The organism is Microbispora sp. NPDC049633 (assembly GCF_040675265.1).
Lineage (GTDB): Bacteria > Actinomycetota > Actinomycetes > Streptosporangiales > Streptosporangiaceae > Microbispora > Microbispora maris.
In genome coordinates this window covers 1-7306 of record NZ_JBFAOO010000281.1, presented here as the reverse complement: position 1 = coordinate 7306, position 7306 = coordinate 1, and the positions used below count along the sequence as shown (strand labels likewise).

3 protein-coding genes, 1 pseudogene and 1 riboswitch are annotated in these 7306 nt (G+C 76.1%); of the genes and pseudogenes, 2 read left to right on the top strand and 2 right to left on the bottom strand.

Annotated features, from left to right (window positions below; all coding sequences use genetic code 11):
- A pseudogene (locus AB0J39_RS36710) lies at window positions 1-1639 on the bottom strand (cobaltochelatase subunit CobN); the annotation flags it as partial.
- Window positions 1640-1665: 26 nt separating this feature from the next.
- On the bottom strand, window positions 1666-3171 hold the full coding sequence (locus AB0J39_RS36705; protein WP_363473317.1) for a cobyric acid synthase: 1506 nt from the start codon (window positions 3169-3171) through the stop codon (window positions 1666-1668).
- 113 nt (window positions 3172-3284) lie between these two features.
- Window positions 3285-3408, bottom strand: a riboswitch (cobalamin riboswitch).
- Window positions 3409-3554: 146 nt separating this feature from the next.
- On the opposite strand from AB0J39_RS36705, the gene AB0J39_RS36700 reads away from it, so the two are divergent.
- Window positions 3555-6188 carry an FtsX-like permease family protein gene (locus AB0J39_RS36700; RefSeq protein WP_363473314.1) on the top strand — a complete coding sequence of 878 codons (2634 nt, stop codon included), beginning with the start codon at window positions 3555-3557 and terminating at the stop codon, window positions 6186-6188.
- The coding region (locus tag AB0J39_RS36695) for a hypothetical protein (protein WP_363473311.1) at window positions 6185-7306 on the top strand (1122 nt) is incomplete at its 3' end. The genes AB0J39_RS36700 and AB0J39_RS36695, both read left to right, overlap by 4 nt.

The following is a 7306-nucleotide window of genomic DNA, read 5'->3' as shown; positions in this document are numbered from 1 at the left end:
GGTTGCCCTCGACGGGGTCGTTGACTATGAAAGGGTATACCAGCGGAAGCCCTCCGAGCGTGGCGTCTGGCGCTCAACACGCCGACAGCCCGAGCCCCTTGCCCGGCAGCCACTCCAGCGTGCCGTGCTTGCCGAGGTGGACGACGGCGTGCGCGCCGAACTCGCGGGCCAGCCACCAGTACGCCGCGAGGTAGTGGTGGCTCGGCGGCAGGTCGGGGTCGTGGTAGATGGCGACCGGGTTCTCGCCGAACCCCCGGGGCGGCTGGATGGCGAGCATGACGTTGCCGAACCGCAGCGCGGCCAGCACGATGTCGGTCCCGTCCACGTAGAGGGACCCGGGCGGCGGCCCCCAGTGGGCGGTCACCGCCTCGCGGAGGTCGGCGGGCAGCTCCGCGAACCACTCCCGGTAGGCGTCCAGCGGCACCCGGGCCGGAGCGGCCTCCAGTTGCTCCTCGGTGAGCCACTCCACGTCGTGGCCCCCGGCCGCGATCAGGGCGTGGATCAGCGCGTCGCCGTCGTCCGGCGCGTCGCCCACGTCGTATCCGGCCGCGCGCAGGGCCCGCAGCAGCACGACGGCGGAGGCGGGGGTGTCGAGCCCCACGGCGTTGCCCACCCGGGAATGCCGGGTGGGATAGGACGACAGCACGATCGCCAGGCGCTTTTCGCCGTTGGGCACGTGGCGCAGCCGGGCGTGCGCGACCGCGAGGGCGGCCACGCGGGCACACCGCTCGGGGTCGGCGACGTAGACCGGCACGCCGTCGGGCCCGTCCTCCTTGAACGAGAACGGCACCGTGACGAGGCGCCCGTCGAACTCGGGCACCGCCACCTGCATCGCGGCGTCCAGCGGGGACAGGCCGGCGTCCGAGTCCGCCCAGACCGAACGGGGAGTGGTCAGGCACAGCGCCTGCAGCACCGGCACGTCGAGGGCGGCGAGCGCCCCGGCGTCCCAGGCGTCCTCGTCGCCGCCCGCGCTCGCGGCGGCGGCCACCGCGCCGCCCGCGGCCAGCACGGTGACGACGAGGGCGTCCACCGGCCGCAGCAGGTCGAGCAGGTCGTCGCCCGCCCCCCGCAGCGACCCGCAGAAGACCGGCAGCACGTCGGCGCCCGCCGCCTCGACCGCGTCGCACAGCGCGTCGACGAACGCCGTGTTGCCCGACAGCTCGTGCGCCCGGTAGTAGATCACGCCGACCAGCGGGCGGCCCTCCCGGCGCTCCCGGCCGCGCCGCACGCCGTATTCGGGGGTGGCCCGGGGCGGCGCGAAGCCCTCGCCGGTCAGCAGGAGCGTGTCGGACAGGAAGCGCCGCAGCTCCGCCAGGTTGTCCGGGCCGCCCTCGGCCAGATAGGCGAGCGCCTGGGCCGCGACCCCCGACGGCACGGTGGACATCGCCATCAGCGCGGCGTCCGGGGCCTGCTCGCCGCCGAGCACGACCGTGGGCAGCCCGGCGGCCAGCACGGCGTCGAGCCCCTCGGGCCAGGAGCGCCTGCCCCCGAGCAGCCGGACGACGACGGCGTCCACACCGTCCACGAGGGCGGGCACGTCCTCGGGGGCCGTACGCGCGGGGTTGGCGACCCGCCAGCCGGCCCCGCCGCGGGTGGCGGCGAGCAGCTCGGTGTCGGCGGTGGACAGCAGCAGCAGCATCGTCGGCGGCATCGTCGGCGGCATCGTCATGGGCGGTCCTCCCGCAACGTGATCTCGGCGGTGGGCAGGCCGGTGGGCAGGCCGCGCTCGATGAGCCGCCACACGGCCTCGGTGTCCAGGTGCTCCTCGACGAGGTCGCCCAGCGCGTCGAGACGGGCCTCCCGGTGCGCGGCGAACGCGCCGGTCCCCGGCAGCCAGGCCCGGCCCGCGACGGCGGCGACCTCGGTGAGGAAGGCCCGGCGGAAGCCGTCCCGCTCGAACAGGCCGTGCCAGGTCGTGCCCCACACCGCGCCAGCGCGGCAGCCGTCGAGGAAAGGCTCGCCTCCGTCGGGGGTCACCCGGCCGTGGTGGATCCGGTAGCCGGTCACCTCGTGGCCCCGCCACTCGCCCTTCGCGAGCGTGAGCACCTTGTCCGGCGCGTACGCCGTGCGGGCGGGCAGCAGGCCGAGACCGGGCACGCGGCCCGCCCGGCTCTCCACGTCGTCGTCGATGACCGTGCCGAGCATCTGGAATCCGCCGCAGATCCCTAGCACCGGGCCGCCCTCGGCGGCGCGGCGGCGCAGCGCCTCGTCCAGGCCGCGCTCGCGCAGCCAGGCGAGGTCGCCGACGGTGGCGCGGGTGCCGGGCAGCACGACGAGGTCGGCGTCGGAGAGCTCGGCGGGGGCGGTGACCAGGCGCACGCTCACCCCCGGTTCGGCGGCCAGCGCGTCGGCGTCGGTGACGTTGGACATCCGCGGCAGCCGTACGAGGGCCACGCGCAGGACCTCACGCCCGACCGGCGGGGTGATCAGGCCGGGACGGCTGTCGAGGTCGAGGGAGTCCTCCACGTCGAGCCAGAGCCCGGACCGCCACGGCAGCACGCCGAGACACGGACGGCCCGTCGCCTCCGCCAGCCAGTCGAGCCCCGGCCGCAGCAGCGCGAGGTCGCCCCGGAACTTGTTGACCACGAAGCCGACGATGTGCCGCTGGTCGTGCCGGTCGAGCACGGCGAGGGTGCCGGCGAAGTGCGCGAGCACGCCGCCCCTGTCGATGTCGCCGACGACCAGCGCGGGCAGGCCGGCGGCGCGGGCCAGGCCCATGTTGGCGATGTCGCGGTCGCGCAGGTTGACCTCGGCCGGGCTGCCCGCGCCCTCGCAGATCACCACGTCGTAGCGGCGGCGCAGGCCGTCCAGCGCGTCGAGGGCGACGTCGAGCAGGCGCATCTTGTGGTCGCGGTAGGACAGGGCGTCCACGTCGGCGTGCGCCCGGCCGAGCACGACGACGTGGGAGTGCCGCTCCCCGGCCGGTTTGATGAGCACGGGGTTCATCGCGGCCTCGGGCTCGACGCGGGCCGCCGCGGCCTGCATCGCCTGGGCCCGCCCGATCTCGCCGCCGTCGGCGGTGACCATGGAGTTGAGCGCCATGTTCTGCGCCTTGAACGGCGCGACCCGTACGCCGCGCCGGGCCAGCCACCGGCACAGGCCGGCCACCAGGACGCTCTTTCCGGCATCGGAGGTCGTGCCCGCCACGAGCAGGCCGCCACCGGCGGGCACGTCAGGTGACGGAGCGCGATACCGGCAGCGAGGCGCGTCTGCGCAGGCCTGTCCGGGCCATGGCATGTCCCCCCTGGGGGTGTCCGCGCCCCCGGTAGAAGGTCCGACGGCCGGAGTATCCTGGCTCCCGGATCGGCGCTCCCCTCAGCCTTCCCGCCCGTGGTGGGCAGTGGCGTGGGTGAGGGTCGCTCCCCGGTGACAGTGGCGGGACCGCGCCGGATTCACACCGGCTTCCTCCGCGTCCGTCGCTTGCGGTGGTCAACATACACCTTTGTGCCGGATGTCCCGCAAGCGTGGTCTGTCTGATCTAGCGGGAACGCTAGGTGCGCCGCACGACGAACATAACGGTGGCGCTTCCCGATCATGCTTGTCATGATGCCGTGATGAGCGTGGTCGGGATGCTCCGGCGCGTGCTGGCCGAGCCCCTCCTGCTGGCCGCCGCGTTCGGCTCCATCCTGCTCGCCACCACGGCGATCTCGGCTCTGCTGCTGCACGCGGGGTCGGCGACCCAGGCGGGTGTCCGGCGGGCCCTGGAGACGGCGCCGCTCGCCGCCACCGCCACGGTCGTCACCTCCTCGGTCACGTCCGGGGACTTCGCCGCGATCGACCGGGCCGTCCGCGCGGGGGTCGCCCACGCCCACCAAGAGGTGCCCGTACGGGTCACCGTACGCGTCGAGTCCGCCTCCTACACCATTGAGGGACAGGATCGCGGCGGTCAGCCCGTCCTGACCCGGTTCACCGCGTACGAGGGACTGGACGGCCAGGCGGACCTGGTGAGCGGGCGCTGGCCCACGGAAGAGACGGCGGCGGCGCTCTCGGAGCAGGCCGCCCGGGCGATGGGAGTGTCGGCCGGCGACGAGTTCACCGTCGTCGGACGCCTGGACGGAGAGCCGGTCCGCGTGCACGTCACCGGCGTCTTCCGGCTCCGCGACCCCGACGACCCGCGCTGGAAGGGGGAGACCCTGCTGCGTTACGGCACGCAGACCGGCGACTTCACCTCCCACGGACCCCTGGTCGTGCCGGAGGGCACCTTCCTCGGCCGCTTCGGGACCGGAGTCTCGGCCCGCTGGCTCGCCGAACCCGACCTGCGCCGGCTCTCCCCCGACCGGCTGCGGTCGTTCGCGGCGTCGGTCGCCGGGACCTCCGCCGCCGTGCGGTCCGGCTGCCCCCGGTGCACGGTCACCGAGACGCTGTCCGGCACGCTGCTGCGGCTCGACCGCGGCGCCCTGGTCGCCCGCTCGACCATGCTGGTGCCGGTGCTCCAGCTGCTGGTGCTGAGCGCGTACGCGCTGGCGCTGACCGCGCGGCTGCTCGCCGAGCACCGTCGGATGGAGACGGCCCTGCTGCGATCGAGGGGCGGCGGGTCGCCGCGGCTCGCCGCCATGGCGGTGGGGGAGGCGCTGCTGATCGCGCTGCCCTGCGCGCCCGCTGCGCCGTTCCTCGCGCCCGTCCTCCTGCGGCTGGTGAGTGCGTTTCCCTGGATCGAGGCCACCGGCGTGGCGCCGCCCCGCGCGCCCGACGGGGCCACCTTCGCGGTCGCGGCGGCGGTCGCGCTCGCCTGCGCCGCCATGCTGGCCGCCCCGCCCCTGCTCGCCGCCCGCCGCACGTACGTCGAGGAGCAGGCGGCGCGCGGACGCGCCGACCGGCCGGGCCTGGTCCAGCGGGCCGGGGCCGACGTGGCGCTGCTCGTCCTGGCGGCGCTCGCCGTCTGGCGCCTGCGCGGCCAGGGCGCGCCGGAGACCACGCGCCTCGGCGGCGAGCTCGGGCTCGACCCGCTGGTCGGGGCGGGACCGGCGCTCGCCCTGCTCTGCGGCGGGATGGCCGCCCTGCGGCTGGTGCCCGCCGTCGCCAGGGTCGCCGAGCGGGCGACGCGGCGGCGCCCCGGGTTCGGGCCGGCGACGGCCGCCCGGCAGGTGAGCCGGCGCCCGGCCCGCTATTCGGGTCCGGCGCTGCTGCTGACGATGGCGACGGCGATCGGCGTGCTGTCCCTGACCACCGCCGCGACCTGGCGCGGCGCCCAGGAGGACCGGGCCAGGCATCTCGCCGGCGCCGCCCTGCGCGTCCCGGCCCTCCCCGGGGACGACGCGCGGACCTTCACCACGCTGCCGGGGGTCGCGGCGGCCATGCCCGCGCACCGCGCCACGGTCGTCGCGGACGGCGCGGACGCCACCCTCATCGCCGCGGACGCGGCGCACCTGGGCCGTGTCCTGCAGCTGCGCCCCGACCTGTCGGAGCTGTCGCCGGCCACACTGGCCTCCCGGATCGCCGGGTCCGCCGGACAACCGCTTCCGGTCGTGGTGACCCCCGGGCTGGCGGACACCACGAGGATCACGGCCGGCACGGCGGCGATCCCGATTCGGGTCGTGGGCGTCGTCACCGCGATGCCCGGCACGCCCGAGGGCGCCCCGGCGCTGCTCGCCGGCCTGGCGGCGCTGCGGGCGGCAGGCGCGAAGGGAACGGAGTGGCCGGTGACGGAGTGGTGGCTGGCCGCCGACGGGCGCGACACCGCGCGAGTGCCCGCCGGCCGCGGGGACGTCGTCGACGTGGCCGCGCTCACCGCCGGCTACAGGGACGACCCCACGGCGGCCGGCCTGCAGGGCGCGCTGCTGCTCGGCTTCGCGGCCGCGCTGGCGTTCGCCGTGCTGGGATTCCTGGTCAACGCCGCGGTCGCGGCGCGCGAGCGCAGGGGCGAGTTCGCCGTGCTCGGCGCACTCGGCGTGAGCTTCCGGCAGACGCTCGGCCTGCTCGCCGCCGAGCAGTCGTTCGTGATCGGGCTGTCGCTGGCCGGCGGAGTGGCGCTCGCCGTGGCCGTGTCCGCCGCGGTGGTGCCGCCGATGGTGACCGCGGGATACGCGACCGCGGGCGGGCTGCCGGTGCTGCTCCACGTGCCGTGGTCTCAGGTGGCGGCGCTGGCCGCCGCGGTCCTCGCGGTGCTCCTCGTGATCGTGGCGGGACTCGCGCGGTCGCTGCACCGGCGTGAGCCGGCCGCCGTGCTGCGTGCGGGGGAGGCGTCGTGATCCGCCTTCTGGGTGTGCACAGGGGGGTGGCGGCGCTGCTGGCCGCGCTGGTGTTCGGCGCCGCCCTGGTCGTCTCGGCCCTGCCCCGGATGGTCGAGTCCTCCCTCGACGCGGCGGCCCAGTCGGCCGTCGGTTCCGCCCCGCCCGCCACGGCGTCGCTGGCGGTCCAGTTCACCCGGCGCTTCGATCTGACGCCGATGCGGACGACGGCCGAGGTGGCCAGGGCGGACACCGCCTGGCGCGAGCTGCTCCCCCCGGCGCTGCGGGAGGTCGCCGACCCCGTCCCGTTCTTCGATTTCGCCGGCCCGCCGATGCTGATCGACGATCGGCAGCATCGCTACCTGACGCTGAAATGGGTGTCCGGGGCGGACCGGCGGGTGCGATACGTCGAGGGCGGCCCCCCGGGCCCCGGCTCGGGCACTCGTCTCGAGGTGGCCGTCCCCGCGGTCGCCGCCGCGGAGATGTCGATCAAGACGGGCGACACGCTCCGCCTCGGCGCGTTGACCGCGAAGGTCACCGGCCTGTTCGAGCCTGCGCGTCCCGCCGACCGGTTCTGGGCCCTCGAGCCGGAACTCACCTACGTCATCCACCACCGCGTGCCGCTCGCCACCGAGGACGACCTGATCGTCACCGCGCTCACCGACGGCGACAGCCTCGCGGGCGCGGAACTGCCGATGGTCTTCCGATGGCTCGTCACCCCGGAGGCGGACCGCGTCACCGCGGGCGACGCGGCGGGCGTGCTCGCCGCCACGGAGGAGTTCGGCCGCCGCCTGAGCAGGCAGGACCGCGAACTCGCCCTGTCGACCGGGTTCGACCGGATCCTGCGGGAGTACCTGGACCGGCTGGCCGTCACACGCGCGCTTATCACGGTGTTCCTGGCCGGGCTGGCCGTCGTGTGCCTGGGCGCCACGGCTCTGGCCGTGCTGCTGTTCGTCGGCCGGCTGCACGGCGATCTGCTGCTGATGCGCGCCCGCGGTGCGTCCCTGGCCCAGGTCGTGCTCGCCTGCGGGGGAGCGGTCGCGCTCGCGGCGGTGCCGGCCGCCGCGGCGGGCCGGGTGGCCGCGGGCTTCGTTGCGGGCGCCGCGGGGGCGGTGGCGCGGCTGGGGCCGGCCGCGGTC